At 59.6% G+C, this 15,863-nt stretch carries 8 protein-coding genes; 1 reads left to right on the top strand and 7 read right to left on the bottom strand.

Going from position 1 to position 15,863, the window contains the following annotated elements:
* Positions 1 to 82 precede the first annotated feature (82 nt).
* From T8T98_RS07950 to T8T98_RS07925, 6 genes are all read right to left on the bottom strand, one after another.
* Positions 83 to 8,302, bottom strand: coding sequence for a GH36-type glycosyl hydrolase domain-containing protein (locus T8T98_RS07950; RefSeq protein ID WP_230293268.1), 8,220 nt, complete (start codon positions 8,300 to 8,302; stop codon positions 83 to 85).
* A complete protein-coding gene (locus T8T98_RS07945) occupies positions 8,302 to 9,327 on the bottom strand; it encodes a universal stress protein (RefSeq protein WP_230293269.1) in 1,026 nt (341 codons plus the stop codon). Before T8T98_RS07945 ends, T8T98_RS07950 begins: the two co-directional genes overlap by 1 nt.
* Before the next feature lie 363 nt (positions 9,328 to 9,690).
* Positions 9,691 to 9,876, bottom strand: coding sequence for a YHS domain-containing protein (locus tag T8T98_RS16330; protein ID WP_407675110.1), 186 nt, complete (start codon positions 9,874 to 9,876; stop codon positions 9,691 to 9,693).
* 2 nt (positions 9,877 to 9,878) lie between these two features.
* On the bottom strand, positions 9,879 to 10,994 hold the full coding sequence (locus T8T98_RS07935) for an NAD(P)/FAD-dependent oxidoreductase (protein ID WP_230293271.1): 1,116 nt from the start codon (positions 10,992 to 10,994) through the stop codon (positions 9,879 to 9,881).
* A gap of 52 nt (positions 10,995 to 11,046) precedes the next feature.
* Complete coding sequence (locus T8T98_RS07930) at positions 11,047 to 11,700, bottom strand: methyltransferase family protein (protein ID WP_230293272.1); 654 nt, start codon at positions 11,698 to 11,700, stop codon at positions 11,047 to 11,049.
* A 2-nt stretch (positions 11,701 to 11,702) separates the two neighbouring features.
* Positions 11,703 to 11,984, bottom strand: a complete 282-nt coding sequence (locus T8T98_RS07925) for a DUF2933 domain-containing protein (protein ID WP_230293273.1) — start codon at positions 11,982 to 11,984, stop codon at positions 11,703 to 11,705.
* A gap of 249 nt (positions 11,985 to 12,233) precedes the next feature.
* On the opposite strand from T8T98_RS07925, the gene T8T98_RS07920 reads away from it, so the two are divergent.
* Positions 12,234 to 13,586, top strand: coding sequence for an SAM-dependent methyltransferase (locus T8T98_RS07920; RefSeq protein WP_230293274.1), 1,353 nt, complete (start codon positions 12,234 to 12,236; stop codon positions 13,584 to 13,586).
* A gap of 351 nt (positions 13,587 to 13,937) precedes the next feature.
* Here T8T98_RS07920 and T8T98_RS07915 read toward each other — a convergent pair whose 3' ends face one another.
* Entirely contained in the window at positions 13,938 to 15,503 is a 1,566-nt protein-coding gene (locus tag T8T98_RS07915) for a sulfatase-like hydrolase/transferase (protein ID WP_322295894.1), read from the bottom strand.
* Between the last annotated feature and the right edge of the window lie 360 nt (positions 15,504 to 15,863).

Here is a 15,863-nt window from a genome sequence, read left to right as displayed (position 1 = left end):
TCGCGTCGCGCATCTTTGCCAAACACCCCGCCAGGATTTTCACGCGCTGGGAGGAGCGTTTGAATAGCTCCGGGCGGAATTCTCAGGCAGGGGAGGGGTGTTGTACATTGCGTCCAACAATGCGGACCCGAAGCTCGACTGTTTCGCCATTCTTCGGGAGTACAATCGCATTCCCGGCATGAGTTTTGCCATCAACGGTGAGCTCGACGTCGGCGCAGCCAAGCCCTTGCGGATCTTCGACTTTCACTGACACCAACCCGCCACCAACCCGCAGTGTCGCGCTGAAGCCGCCCCAGGTGGGCGGGATACAGGGGTTGACGACAAGCCGGCCATCGGACTGTTGCAACCCCAAGATGCTTCTCGTGGCGAGCTGCCATGCCCAGCCTGCGGCCCCGGTATACCAGCTCCAGCCCCCTCTGCCCGCATGCTGCTCACCCGCAGAAATGTCTCCGGCGACGGCGTAGGGCTCCAGGCGATAATGCTCAGCCTTCGCGTGATCGTCGGAGCGACCGGCAGGGTTTATCATGTTTAAGAGGGCGTAGGCTTTCTCGGGCTCCTTCGCCTGCGCAAAGGCCATGCCCAGCCACGCGGCCGCATGCGAATACTGCCCCCCATTTTCGCGTATCCCGGGAGGGTAGGCCTTTATGTAACCGGGATCGATCAGGCCTTCGTCAAACGCGGGCCAGAGCAGCTTTGCCAACTGGTCCTCCTGCGAAACAAGCAGGTCCCATGCGGACTGGAGGGCCTTGCTCACGCGCTCTTGATCAGCCGAGGCAAAGGCCGCCCATGACTGCGCGATCGAATCGATCCGGCAATCGTCGTTTCTGGCCGAGCCGATGGGCCGCCCGTCATCATCGAAGGCCCGCAAGTACCATGAGCCATCCCAGGCTCTCTCTTCCGCGCGCTGCCTTATCTCGGATGCCCGTTCTTCCCATTCTTTCGCCTCGTGCATCCGACCGGTCCGGCGGCAGATGTCGGCGAAGCCTTGCGCTGTGACCGTGATAAACCATGCCAACCAGACGCTTTCGCCATGGCCCTTCGCGCCGAGGCGGTCCATTCCATCATTCCAGTCCCCGGCGCCGATTAGCGGCAGTCCATGGGCCCCGACTGCCAGAGCGCGGTGCAGTGCGCGCTCGCAGTGCTCGAACAGCGAGCCGCGCCACTCGGTCGCATCGAATTGCGCATATCGATTGGCTTCGTCGGGGGCGAGTTCATCGGCATCGAGGAACGCGACTTCCTCGTCGAGGATATCAAGGTCACCGGTCGTCGTGACATAGATGCCAACAACATAAGGCAACCAGAGCAAATCGTCGGAAAAACGCGTTCGCACGCCGCGATCAGCAGGGGGGTGCCACCAGTGCAGAACATCGCCCTCTACGAATTGATGCTGCGCGCTTTCGAGGATGTGCGCGCGCGCGAGCGCCGGCGCCGTGTGGAGAAGCGCAAGAACGTCCTGCAATTGATCGCGAAAGCCGAAGGCCCCGCTCGACTGATAGAATCCCGTGCGCGCGAGAACACGGGACGACAGCGTCTGGTATAGCAGCCAGCGGTTGACCATGACGTCGAAAGCCGGGTCCGGGGTTGAGACCTGAAGGGCGCCGAGTGTCTCATCCCAGAAATTCTCCAGCGCTGTCATTGCCGTCTCTGCCTCGTCTGGCTCACGCCAGCGCTGGGCGAGTTCCATGGCCGCATGGTGGCCTGGCCCTTGGCCGAGCACGAACAGGATTTCTTCTTCCTCGCCCGGGCCAAGATCGAGGTGTATCTGATAGGCTCCGCATGTATCGCCGCCCGCGCATACGCTGTTGGTTAGACCCCATCGCCGAAGCGCCGCGGGATCCGCCGGGTCCCCACCCCTGCCGATGAATTCGCCGCGGTCGGTCGTGAAGCCGTGCGGTGGGCGGTTTGACGTGAGAAACGCCACCTGTCCGGCAAAATCGCTGTTCCAGCGGTTCGTTGCCGTGATGGTCTGCGTCTCGGTGTCAAAGTCGCAGACTATGTGCGGGCGTGCGATACTGGGAAGAGAGCCGAGCAGCCACTCGGCATAATAGGTTGCGGTTACGCGCCGGTGCCGGTCTTCGCAGTTGCGGATCTGCAGCCGAACGATCTTCACCGATGCATCAAGCGGTACGAACATTGTGAGCTGATGGTCCAAGCCGGCGAACCGTTTTGACCATTTGGTGTAACCCGCGCCATGCCTGACTTCGCAGGCAGCGGCATCGCCAACGGGAGCAGGCGTTATGGTCCATACCTCGCCAGTTTCCTCATCACGCAGGTAGAGTGTTTCGGAGGGACGGTCCGTGACCGGGTCGTTCGACCATGTTGTGAGGCGGTTCTCGCCGCTGTTTATTGCCCAAGTGTACCCCCCGCCGGCTTCGCTTACGAGCGCGCCGAAGTCACGGTTGGCCAGGATGTTGCACCACGGAGCAGGCGTTGCCTGCCCGGGTTCGACGAAGATGACATATTCGCGGCCATCCGCCGTGAACCCACCCAAACCATTGTCGTAGAGAAGGTTCGCTGAACGTTCGAGCGATGTCATCGAGGGATGCTGCGCAGCCCTTGTTGCAGAAAACAGCGGCAAGCGGTTTGGCACAGCGTGCGCTTCTTCCAGCTGGTCCTGCAAACTACCCCGTACGTCGTCGAGGGTGACACGCGCCGTGCTCTCCAGAAGGCGCACCCGATCCGCACCGATCTGGTCCGCGAAAACGATATGCACGCCGCCCTTGCGCCCAAGCAGCTCCGCCATCTGCGCGCGTTGCAGCGCCTCCCTGAGCTGGTCGAGCACCGGTTCGATGTAGGCTGAGCCGGCAAGCTGTAGGATCACCAGATCCACCTCCAGTCCGTGCCGCCGCCACAATCGGTGGGCGGTGAGGAGGACGGGCAGCAGGGTCGTGGTCTCACCGGCAGATCGCAGCAGAAGGATGGGGTGGTCGCCGGACACGCCCATCCCCCACAAATCCGCTTGTCCGAGCCTGTTTTCGTTCTTCGCCGCGCGCGTGCTCGATGCGGCGTTCCCCGGATAGATGAGAGCCGAAGCGAGCTGCTGCAAGATGGGCAGGTGTTCGGCTTCGATGTTCATGTGGGCCAGGGCGCGTGCATTTTCGGCTGCCGTATCGTGGGTCGCCCATTCGACCGAATCGAGAGTCGAATGACGCTCGGCCAGCTCGACGGCGGTTTCGCGCGACGCGGCCGCGACTGTCAGGAAACAGATTTCCCTGGTCTCGAACGGCTCCAGGTCGATGAGGTGTTGAAGAGCCATGACTGGGTCCAAGGTCCACCCTTGGGTGTTCTGCACGGTTTCGGTTGCCCCTGTTGGGGAGCGCAGGTTTTCATGACGCCTGATGAAGGCGCGCCGGTCGGTTTCGAAGCGGGCATTGCGAACCGGTCCCCCGCCATCGACCGCAAAATGAAGGAGCACCGGCGGCGTATCCCGTGGCGCGCGCGCGCGGCGCTCGAACAGCAGGCCACCAAGCGATGGGACATGCTCGCTCTTGATAAACAGTTTGCTGAATGCCGGGTGCCGCTCGTCCTCGAGCGGCTCGCCGAGCACGATCTCGGCGTAGGTCGTCACGCGAAGCTTGCGGTGACGGGAACTCTCGTTGATGAGCCGCAAGCGCCGCACCTCGATGTCGCTTCCCGCAAGAACGCCAATCTCGAGACGCGATGCAACGCCTTGATCGCGCCGGCGAATTACTGCCTGGTGCGCATGGCATGTGACCTCGTACTCTTCCGCTTCGGACCCGGTTGGTTCGAGCGTCGCCGACCATAGCCGTCCGGTGTCTTCATCGGCGATATAGATCCAATAACCGTCCGCATCGTGAGTGGCGTCCGCCACGAAGCGTGTCAGCGCCCGGTGATGCCAGCGCAGTCCGCCGCTACCGCTATCAGAGAGCCACGTCGATAAAGGCCCGTTTCCAAGCAGGAGCATTTGCGGCACGGATGCTTCGCGCCTGGGTTGCCATGACGCAGGCAGAGTGACGGGCGTTCCCCGAACCATGGAAATCGTGCGGTCGGCAAGCCTGTCAATTTCTGGCGGAATCTCGCGTGGCACCCGTTCGCTCAACAACAACATCGTGGGCCGCATTCGTGGATCTTCGGCGAAACGGCTAGCGAACCGGTCTGAGAACAGCGCATTGACGATCGCCGACAGGAGCATGCCTTGGTGGTGTGCCATATAAGCATTAACGGTCTGGGGACCGCTGCCCGGGGAGCGGTCAGGCGTGAAGTCGAGCGCTTCGACCAGGCCATATCGACCGCTGCCGCCCGATCGTGTCAGCAGCCTGAGGTTCGCTACTGCCTTCTTTGGTGCAACTGCCAGTGCAAGCGCAGTTGCGTAAGGCGCGACAACCATGTCCCGCGAGAGGCCCCGTTTCAAGCCAAGTTCGGGAACGCCGAACCCTTGATACCTGTAACGGTGTTCAGGATCGCGAGCGGAATATGCCGATTCCGAGATACCCCAGGGAACGCTCTGGGCTTGCCCGTAGCGCTCCTGGACGTCGACCACCATCCGCTCGCTCTCGCCCAGCAGCGTGCCGGTGTCCGGCTTGAGCAGCAGGCGCGGCATAAGATATTCGAACATCGAGCCGTTCCAGGAGATCAGCATCGCTCCACCCTCGACGCGCCGTAACGGGCGGCCCAGATGGAACCAGTGTTCTGGCGGAACATCGCCTTTTGCGATGGCGAAAAAGCTCGCTAGCCGTGCCTCGGAAGCGAGGAGGTCATAATAATGTGTATCGGGACGTCCCAGACTGACATTGATGCCAATGCGCAGGAGGCGCCGGTGCTCGTCATAGAGCGGCGCAAACTCCATTGAATAGGCCAACTCGATTGCTTGGTCTGCGAGGCTGGACAGTTGGTCAGCCGGGATACCGCCGTTCCCCAGGTCCCGGCACATCGAACGTATCTGGTACTGCAACCGATCGACGAGCACCTCGATGTCGACCAGATGGTTCGGCGCTGCCTTTTCGGACTGCTCGCCCAGACCAAGCGCTGCCTCCATCTCCGGGATCAATACCTCGCAGATATCCTGCAGGCCGGCCATCCAGTGGGCACGGTCTTCCTCGACACCCTCCAGGCGCGACCTTAGCTGGGTGATCCAACGAGGAAGCGCTGCATCCTCAGAGTTTTGCGCGACTTGTTCGATCAGATCGACCACATCGATCAGGCCGCGCCAGCGTTGCTCCTCCATACCTTCCGCACGCCGCGCCTCACGCAAGGAAGCAGCGTAGGCGAGCAGCGCCGCCGCGAGATTGCCGCTGTCCACCGTCGAGACATATCGAGGTTCCAGCGACGCGAGCGTTCTTGTGTCGTACCAATTGTAGAAATGTCCTCGATATCGTTCCAAGCGATCGAGCGTGGCGAAAAGGTTCGCCGTCCGCGCCGCGAGTTCTGCACGGCCGATGTAACCGAGGTCCCAGGCTGCGGCTGTCGATAGCATCAACATGCCGATATTCGTCGGTGACGTGCGCTGCGCGATTTCTGCATGCGGAGCGCCCTGGTAGTTGTCCGGGGGGAGCCAATTGTCTTCCGGGCCAGCGAAGGTCTCGAAGAAGAGCCAGGTCCGCCTCGCCAGGCCCCGCAGGAAGCGCCGGTCATCCTCGGCAAGCGGTTCCGCATCTTCGCGGCGTTCGCGGGCCATCGCCCAAGTAATTTCCGGCGCGGCGATCCAAAGAATGAGCAGCGGAAGGGATGCGGCCAAAGCGTCAGGTTTGATGGCGGCAAGAAGCGCCGCGAGAGCGACCGAAATGGTCGGTCCCAACCACATCTTGCGCCATATGACACCTCGCGCTCGGTTCGAGCGGATGTCGGTGGCGGAGTGCGCGGCGCTTGTCCATTCGAGGAGGTTGCGCCGGCTTGCAAAAAGCCTCCAGAGCGTGACCGCGATCGCACGAACCGACAATATGGCGTCATCGTGCAGATAGACGACGGCCAGAAACCAGCGGCCGGCCTGATCGCGCAATTGCGGCCACAGGCTACGCGATGTCCCACGCCGCCGTCCTGTCGCCAATCCGGTCACCAGATCGGTGAATACTTGACCTGCTGGCATGAAGAAGGCGAGCAGACTCCAGAACCATGCTTGCCCCGGCAAAATAAACCAACCCGAGACCACCAGTAAGATCGTTGCCGGGGCAACCAGGCTACGCCTCAGATTGTCAATAATTTTCCATCGGTCGATGGCGGCGATCGGATTTGGGGATCTTGTGCCATCTGATCGCCTCACCTTGCCTGCCAGCCATGGCAGGAGCTGCCAGTCCCCGCGGATCCAGCGGTGCGCGCGCCGCGCATATTCGAGGTAGTTCCCGGGAAAACTTTCGAACAGGACGATATCGCTGGCCAGACCAACCCGGCCATGGACACCCTCGAAGAGGTCATGGCTGAGAATGGTATTTTCGGGCACGCGCCCGGCAACGCTGCGATGGAAAGCATGGAGGTCGTAAATGCCCTTGCCGACGAAAATTCCAGCACCAAACAGGTCCTGATAGACGTTCGAGACAGCCCGGCTGTAAATGTCGATTGACGTATCGCCGGCAAAAAGTCGTGCGAACAGCGTTCGCGATCCACTCTGGGGCGAAATCTCCACCCGCGGCTGGATGACCGTATAGCCGCCAAGCAGCTTTCCCGTTTCCGGATCGATCCTGGCCTGGTTCAGTGGGTGGGCAAGCGTCCCGACAAGCTTTCGCACAGTGCCGGTAGGCAAGGTGGTGTCTGCATCGAGAGTGATGACGAAGCGAATATTGCGGGGTATTTCGCGCGAGCCGACATGTCGATGGAATGCTCCGCCATCGCCTTCGATGAGCATGTGATTGAGCTGCTCAAGCTTTCCGCGCTTGCGCTCCCATGCGAGCCAGCACCCTTGTGCTTCACAATATTGCCGAGGGCGCATCAGCAGGTGAAATGGCTCGCTTCCCTCGCTGCGATAGCGAGCGTTGAGCGCGAGAATTTCCCTTTCCAGCGCCTGCTCGATTTGCTTGTCCACGGCAATGCTTTCGCTCGCCGCGTCGGCGAGATCGGCCAAAAGCACGACGTCCACCATCGGATCGCCGTTCGAAAGCCAGTGGTTCTCCAGCTTTTCGATCAGGAAAGGCACTTCGTCCTCGCGGGCGATCACGACCGGGACCGCTATCAGCGTCGCGCAGTCCTCCGGCAGCCCGTCACCAAAGTCGAGTTTGAAAAGAGCTCGCGGCGGCAAGAGGCGCGTAATCGACCAATGCAAGAAAGTGATCGCGACAACCGAAGCGGGAATGAGCGACAAGGACAAGCCGGCGAACCATCCCGTCGCGCCTGCGTCAGCGGCGTCGAGATACATCGCTGGCAGCAAAAGGGCCCCGACAAGGAGCCCGATGAGCGAAACGAAGTAGACCGGGCCGGGATGGCGCAAGGCATAGTCCAGAAGGCGGGCCCGAGCCGGGAATACCGCTCCTGTCTGTTGCCGGAATGCCCTGCGCCCATCACCGCTGAGCCAGAATCCGACGTGATGAGATCGGTCGTCAGGCAAAGCGGCGCAGCTTGCTTGGATCGCCTCGAGTGCGACATCGGTCTCGGATAAATCGCCATATTCCGCCAGTTCTTCAACCGCGCGGCGATAGCGATCGCGGCTATCGAAATCCATCTGCCCGTAATATCCGGATGGATCGTTTCGCAAGATCTGTTCTACCGGACTTACGTCGTCGAACAAATCCTCCCACGAGATGGCATCAAGGGTACTGAGATTGGCGATCGCGCGTGCGACCCGTTCATTTGCTTCCAGTGCATGCGCCTCGCCTGCCCATGAGGTGGTCGCGACGGGCACGTCGAGCTGATCGCACAGCAGGGTCGACAAGGTTTCCACGAGGATCTCGACGCAAGCGATGCGAAGCATGGCCGGGAACGCCCAGAGTTCTCCGATGCGGAGCGGCGCCGTGCGCTGATAAGCGATCAGGAACCGGCTCAGGGCCGATGCCGAAACCTGCATTCGGCTCAGTTCGAGAAAACGGTGCGCGAGCACGAAGGCACGCGGGAAGCCAATGGTTTCTTCACCCTCGAGGGCTGGCAGTTTGCTATAGAAGCCGGTTGGCAGATCCTGTTTGATCTGCCTCAGCGCGCGGTGGACCACATAGTCATTGTCGAGCAACCATTCCGCCGCCTTGCTGGCTTCGGCCCCAGCCTTGGCGCATGCCAGGCAAGCCGCACGCAGCCATTCGAGGATGGCATCGGTTCCTCTGCGAGCGGGAATCTCTTGCGCTGCTTGCGCGGATATCCGGTCCTCCTCGGCAAACTGGATTGCAGCATGATCGAGCGCCGAGAAATCGCTATTAATGTCCGACATCAGCTGGCGAATTCAGTTTCCGCAGCGAGGGCCTCGAACATGAAGCCAGAGCGGCCCGGTTTGGCCAATGGAATCCGAAGGTCCGGTTGGACGATGAATGTCGGGCAAGGCGCACTTTTCGCCAGAGCGCCGGCGACACTTCCGTAGGGCGCGCTGGCAAGGTTGGTCTGGCCATGGGAAGCGACCACAACAAGTTCGATTTCGAGGCGGGATGCGATCAGATTGAGCCGCTCGCACGTTTCGCTGTCGGTTCCGAAATACACGGTAGCGTCGATGCCTTGCCGCAGGAGCCTCAACTTCCATGTTTCGAGATAGTTGCGTGCGCGCGCGGAGGTATTGCTCCTATCGGAACCGGCCTGTGTTTCGTGTGAGGGCAATTCGGCGGTTGGAGAAACAATGTGCGCCAGGATCACTTGCGCTTCTAGCGACTGGGCAAGCCTTGTGACAACCGGCAGCACGCTCTCGGAATTGGGCGATCCGTCAAGCGGCACCAGAAGTTTGCGGTACTCGGCCGAACATTTCCTTTCGCGTCCCGAAGGAAGTAGAAGCATGGATGCTGCGCCGCTTTTCAGCAGCCGGTCGGCGGTGGTGCCCAGGCCTGAATGTGGACCTCGCCCGCTATGCCGCGCGAGGACGAGGACCGACCCGCGATGACCCTCCGCCCAGTCTATCAGCCGTTCATGGGCGGTCCCCGGGAGAACAACGGGCAGCACATCCGAGACCGTCTCGCTGGCCTCCCCAATAAGCTCGCCTATGCCGTCGCGGCATTCGGTGAAGCGCAGGTTCCACTCGATCGGGTCGGCAGGAAGAACCCCATGCGGGGCCGTTTCAACGATCTGCGCAAAGCCAAGCTGCAGGCCGAGAGCTTTCGCGATTGCGCGCGCGTGCCGTGCCACTTCGAGGCGATTCATGTCTTCGTCCAGACAAGCAAGAATTTGCGGCGCTTGGCTGGGAAAGCGGGTGCGTTCGTCTCCAACCGGCGACCTCAGCACCGTGCTGGCACGTGATCGGGTATTCGTCGACATGGCAGTACCCTCCGGCATCATCATCGTTTCGCCCAGGCAATCATGCCTGGTGTCCCCGCGAATGGAATTTATGGCACATCGGCCATCAGACGCAGGGAACACCGGCATGGTCTCACCAGCCTCATGCAGGGCAGCGAGACTTCTTCTCGAAAGCCGGCCGATCGGGGAAGGCCGACATATACTTGGACGCCATCGGTGCCGATCAATTACACCCGCACCATTGGTTCGCTCGCGATCTCGCGTTCCAAGATCGAACCGGGATTATCGATCGGTGGAGGCTCTGGCCCGGCGGGGCATCTTGCTCACCAGACGGCGCGCAAGGGTCGATGCGCATTCGCCTCCAAGCGAAGAGGCTCTGCCCTGTCAGGGCTGCTCAATGTGCGCCGGCGGCCCGCCTTGCTGCCGATCAATGTAATTCTCGGGGCGCTGATCGAAGCGCCGCACGCACTGAGCCGAGCAGAAGAAATAAGACCATCCCAAAAATTCGCGGTGGGCCTCGACGGTCTCTAGCGGAATGCTACGCCGGCATACTGGATCGGTCACCTGCATCGTCAGAACGCCGTTCCATGTTCGCACCACACGCATGTGCAGTCCTGATGGTCGCAACTTGGGTCATGTAAGCCCCTGCGCAGGCGACGTTCTGCAGCGGGGAAGAGCAGAGCGTGGAGAGACGATGCCGCATACAGCTTGTGCAGCCTTTCTCCCGTACTGGCTTGCATCAGTTTCGCTGTCACCCAATGGCGTCCTGTCGTTCCGATGCTGTTGAAGACAAAACGATTGACGATGCCCGCCTTCATTCTCGGTAAAAGCAAACGGCGCCACAATTGCTCATAGCTTCGATTTTCGAGGATGCTTTGTGCAGCGAGCGCGCCCGAAGTGATTGAATAGCGTAAACCAAACCCCGCAAGGGCATCCTGGAAACCCGCATGCTCGCCCGCAACCGGATGGCGCCCCTGAACTGCGCTTCTTGGGAGTCGCAGATTTCCATAACCGCCGAAGGCTTGTTGGTTACGCATCACGAGCCCGACTTTCTCCCGGAAGAAATCACAGGTTCGCTCGACAAATTCCTGTTGCCGTTTGAAGCCGCGAAAAAGACACGCTGCGATAGTCCCGCGGCCTTGATGGACCAGGAGATAGGCATAGCCTCGCGGTGTCAAACGGTCGTCGAAGGCAATGTAAGCTCCATCTTCACACTCGGTTTCGAATACATATCCCGAGGCGATGATATCGGCTTTGCGCGGTCCCCCGGCGAGGATCGTTTCTCCCTCGGTTTCGCGAACGCGGCTCCCGAAATGGACCTGCACACCAAGCGCCTCTGCCTGCTTGAGGAGCCCATACTCGAGGCTTTGCACCGATCCGCCGCGCTCAACGAGATAATAGAGTGGGCGGCGCGCTGAAATCTCGTACCGCCGTCCGCGCGCATCGAAACCCGTGCCTGTTCGAACTGGATGGGCCAGGAAGTTGATATCGATCCCCCAGCTTTGGAGTTCGCACAGCGTATCCTCGTCGCAGCTCCAGTTTTCAAGGCCCTGGAAATCGCCGTGAAAGCGCGCCCCGACGTGGCGGTGCCATTCGTGAAGCTCGACATCCCTTCCGCCTTTGGCGAGCACGATCGCCGCGGCGAGACCCGCCGGACCTGCGCCGACCACTGTAACGGCTGCGCTCACTAGGTCAGGTCAGTCGCGAACCGCGCCCCGGCAGGAATGGAGCAAGTTATTGTCACCTCCCTGGCTTGGCGGAGACGAGCGTGCGAAACTTCGGGAAAAACCGGGGAACGCGTGCTGCGTATTGGCGATAGCGCTCGCCGAACCCGGCGAGTGCCTCTCGCTCCTCCCGCAGCGACAGCCGCCAGTACATGAGGAGGAGGATCGGGAACATGGCCAGCGTAAGTATGGTCGGCCACTGAACCAGAAAGCCCAGCATGATGAGGACGAAACCGACATATTGCGGGTGGCGGATGCGAGCATAAGGTCCTTCGGTTGCAAGTGTCCCCCCCTTCTGTGCCTGATAGAGCACGCGCCACGCGGCCGACAAAAGGATGAAACCACCTCCGATCAAACCAAAACTGAGGAGGTGGAACGGACCGAAATGCGGATTGCCGCGCCAGCCAAACAGCATTTCGAGCAAATGACCGGAATCGTGCGCGAACCAGTCAACCGACGGATAATTGCTCTGCAGCCATCCGGACAGGAAGTAGATGGTAAGCGGGAAGCCGTACATCTCGGTGAAAAGCGCCACGAGAAAGGCGCTGAACGCCCCAAAGGAGCGCCAATCGCGGCCCGATTTCGGCTTGAAAAAGCTGAACGCAAAAAGAATGAAGATCGCCGAGTTGAAGGCGACCAATATCCAAAGTCCGTATGCGGAATCGTGCATCGTCAGCGCACTCCTCTATCGTTGCCCGGCCGGTCATTGGCCGCATATCGGGAGGCAGTTTTCTTGGACGCGGTATCGGTTGTCTGGTCATGTGCGCCATGGTGCCCGGACGGTGGTGTATCGGCCGGGCTATGCCCGCCGTGTCCGCCATGCCCACCGTGCATGAAGAGGTGGATGCCCACGCAAAACGCCAGGATCAATCCGAGCAGATAATAGTCACCGGGGATATGGGCCTGATGCTCGAACAGCAGCAGGAACCCGACGGCGAGAAGAAACACGGTCACCGTTATTCCTGCCCGCGTTCCGAAAAAGGGCCGATCCGGACCACTTGTCCCCTTTCGCATAGTTATACCTCCATCGCAAAGCCGCGCTTCAATAGGCGGTGCTTCAGGAAATAGACGCAGAGCCGGCCGCGTTCTTACAGGGAGGCTTTCTTGTGGTGCCCGAAAGCACCCACGCCGGACTTGGAAGTGTAAGTTGATCTCCGACCGCTCGTCTTTGGGAACACAATCATTCAAGACCTGAGAGGCGGTATGACCCAGAGACAACGAGGAAAATCAGCGCGTCACGAACTTGGTCTGCGTGCATTGAAGCCAGCCTTGCGCGCCATCGTGAAGGCTGGTCGACTTACAGTCATCGGTGCTCACGCGACGCGACTGGTCATCGATTCCGGTTCACCAGGACCCTCGGTTGCGATCAAGCTTCATAGCGCTGCGCTGCCGTTCAAGCTTCTCTCGCGCCCCTCGCTTGCGCTCGGCGAGGCCTATATGGATGGGTCCCTCACAGTGGAGGACGGATCCATTCGCGATCTCCTTGCAATTGTTACTTCCGGGCTCGATGCACTTGATGAATTGCCGATCGAACGCCTCCGCGCACCGCTCGCGCGGATAGCCACCCGTCTCACAGGCAACCGCCGCCGTAAAGCGGCCAGAAACGTCGCGCATCACTACGACCTTTCGAACGAGTTCTATGCACTCTTCCTCGACGAAGACTGGCAGTATTCTTGTGCTTATTTTTGCCAAGGTTGCGGCTCTCTCGATGATGCTCAAACCGCAAAGCGGTCTCACATTGTGCAAAAGCTGATGGTGGGTGAAGGCATGAGCGTCCTTGACATTGGCTGTGGCTGGGGCGGCCTCGCGATCGAATTGGCAAAGCAGGGCGCGGCCGAAGTGTTAGGCATCAGCCTTTCGCAAGAGCAACTGACGCTGGCGCGCCAGCGCGCCGAGGAGGCTGGGTTTGCAGAAGAGGCGCGGTTCGATTTCTGCGACTACCGCGACCTTCAGGGTGAATTCGACCGTATCGTTTCCGTCGGGATGTTCGAGCATGTCGGCCCAGCCAGCTACGGGTCCTTTTTCAGAGCCATCGAAGAGCATCTTGCTCCGGATGGGATCGCCGTCGTCCACTCGATCGGGAGAATGGCTCCCCCGGGCGGAAAGGATCCCTGGGTCGACAAGTACATCTTTCCCGGCGGTTACATCCCGTCGCTGTCAGAGACCCTGTCCGTCGTCGAGCGCATGGGCCTGTGGGTTACCGATATCGAGATTCTGAGGCTGCATTATGCGGAAACTCTGGCGCATTGGTACGAGCGCTTTCAATCGCGCCGCGAAAAGGCGCTCGAACTTTTCGACGAGCGCTTCTGCCGGATGTGGGAGTATTATCTCGCCGCCTGCGAGATGATGTTTCGCAATGGCAATCTTATGGTTTTTCAGCTCCAGCTTGCGCACAAGCGGGACGCGGTCCCGCTGACGCGCGAGTATCTTTACGACACGAGGCGCTCAGGGGCTGCAATCGATGCAGGTGCGCCGCTACGACTAGGCTCGGGCTGCAGATGTTCCGAGGGCCGAGGCTTTCAGACCGCTTCTGTGCCGGAGCGGGTGTTGCGATAGGAAACCGTCCGAGTCGGGCAAGAGAAACTGCCGCCTAACTGAGACGACTCGAAGTCAGGATCCGAAATCAATGTGGGCATACGGGGAATACAGCGTGGTGCTGAAACGTCGGCAATTGGGGTGGTAATCGGACATTGTCATTTGCCCTCATATCCCTTTGCCTTTGCTGGCTCAGCACCCATGGCTTAGGTGGCTGCGGGAACTAGCAGGCCATTGGGTTCGTCACCTTGATACAAGTATTCGGGTTTGTTTCAGGTTTACTATGCGAGAACAAAGAATAGTAGTGTATCGCGCTGACTCTTTTTCAGCCCTTAACTTCTCACGCAAAAACAACTCTGATCGTCTTGCTTCTCAATTCTCCGCATCCTGGTCGTCTGGTATGAGTAGCGTTTCTGCGTCGATTGACTGCCATTGAGGTAGCTGACCAAGCCGGGCATTAAAACGAGTATTGAATGTTTCCGGCTCCTCCGAAGTATCGGATAGATCCGGACCATAGATTTGCTGCGCTCTTTTCGGATCATACCCCATGAGTCGCAATAGCGTCGGAAAGATCCTGTAGTGGCTGCCGTTGCCTCGGATTTCCTTTGCTAAAGGCAACACATCCGCTCCAGCGATGTAAACCAATGGGACAGCGCCTTCGCTACCGCCCGGATCCGCGTTGCAATGTGTGGAGAGGCCAGAGCTACCATCCTCACGCAAGTTCTGCCCGTGATCGGATGTGTAGATCAAGGCGCTTGAGGATAAATCTGCTGTCGCTAGAAGTCGGTCGAAGAACGCGCCAACGTTCCAGACAATCGTGTTCCGGTATGCATTTCGGTATTGGCGCCAGCTTTCGGCAGAACCGTCAAAACCCTCGCGATTTCCCGTATCCGAGACATCCGTGAACTGGCCGCGAGGCAGGGTCGGCCGATAGGTCATATACTCGTCTGGAAACTTGTCATGAACGGGGAAGTGCGCCCCGACCTTGTTAGCCACGATAAAGCTCGGCTCAGGCTTCGATACTTCAATCGCTATCTGCTCTGCGACGCGGGAGTCGCGGGTTAGGACAGGCTCATCATCGAATTGAAAGAAGCGGTCAATCAACGCGACTTCTTCGTCATTCATTCCGTTATGCAGGGCCCCGCCAGTGCGCTGCGCGTCGATGTAAACGGTTTTCATGCCCGCACTTTTCGCAAAAGCCCAAATCGATGGACCAGCGGCAATCCTGTTCCGGTAATTCTCGCGTGTTCCGCCAAATCGCAACGCGAGGTTCGATCCGATGCTGCAGTTGGTAATGCTTGGCACAACGCCAAAATTCGAGATCGTGATACCCGGCCATTGGCGCGATAGGCCGGTTTCGACACCGGAAGGCGAGTTGATATCCAGATAATGGCCTGAAACGCTTTCGTCGATAACAAGAACGATATGATCAACTGGCTCGCTTGTGCGCTGCAAATAGACGCCTTCCCGAATTCGATTGGGCGAAAGTGCGAACTCAATTCCATACAGGCTCGCATATGCGAGAGTCGGATAGCTGGCAGGCAACCCGCGTGCACCTTCTCCGCCACGGAGGAACAGGATGGCCGCGATCGAGGCCACCACTACGTAGGGGACCGGAGCAAGCCAGTTGGGCAGCGCCAGCCGTCCGCGCGCGGGCAAGCCAATGCCCAAAAGAAGCAGCAGCGAGAGCGCAGCAGACCACCACAATTTGCCGCCGTATTGGGCATAGGCATCGTCTACGAAGGCTCTTGAATTGAGCAGATTGATGAACGCGTCATAGGTGAGGAATTGCCCGGTTACTTGACCGAAGCCGGTAAACAAAAGAGCGGCCGCAGCGAAGACTACCGCTCCTGACCAGCGGATCGCAGCAGAAGAAATGCAGGCAGCGGCGCAGATCCCAAAACTCGTCCAGCCAAGCAGCGCGAAATAGGCGGCCAATGCAGTTGAATCGTCAATGGTTGCAATACGTGCGCCTATATCTGGGACCAAAGCCAGAAGGAACCAAAGTCCCAAACAAATTATCTTCACGAATCTCGACACAGATCAAACCTCACTTGGAAGGCTTTCCGCCATCCGTAGTGCATTGCAAATCCGAGTGCATTTTTCGTAAACTATTCCGAGTTCCAGGGCGATTGACGGCCAGACAGCTCCGAATTGAATAATTCAACCGCAAGTGGTTGCGACTGCTCCTAAGTCGGCCATAGACTGAACTCCAAGTACGGGTGTCCCATCGATCAAGAATCCTAATAACTCAGGTTGTCAGTGGTATCGTCGGGCTTCAATTAACGTCAGCATCGC

The organism is Pelagerythrobacter marinus (assembly GCF_034375205.1).
Classification (GTDB): domain Bacteria; phylum Pseudomonadota; class Alphaproteobacteria; order Sphingomonadales; family Sphingomonadaceae; genus Pelagerythrobacter; species Pelagerythrobacter marinus.
This window is presented reverse-complemented; position numbering and strand designations above follow the sequence as displayed.

Coding starts and splice junctions, on each gene's coding strand:
- T8T98_RS07950 (WP_230293268.1), bottom strand. CDS start 8,302: ATGTCGGACATTAATAGCGATTTCTCGGCGCTCGATCATGCTGCAATC.
- T8T98_RS07945 (WP_230293269.1), bottom strand. CDS start 9,327: ATGTCGACGAATACCCGATCACGTGCCAGCACGGTGCTGAGGTCGCCG.
- T8T98_RS16330 (WP_407675110.1), bottom strand. CDS start 9,876: ATGCAGGTGACCGATCCAGTATGCCGGCGTAGCATTCCGCTAGAGACC.
- T8T98_RS07930 (WP_230293272.1), bottom strand. CDS start 11,700: ATGCACGATTCCGCATACGGACTTTGGATATTGGTCGCCTTCAACTCG.
- T8T98_RS07920 (WP_230293274.1), top strand. CDS start 12,234: ATGACCCAGAGACAACGAGGAAAATCAGCGCGTCACGAACTTGGTCTG.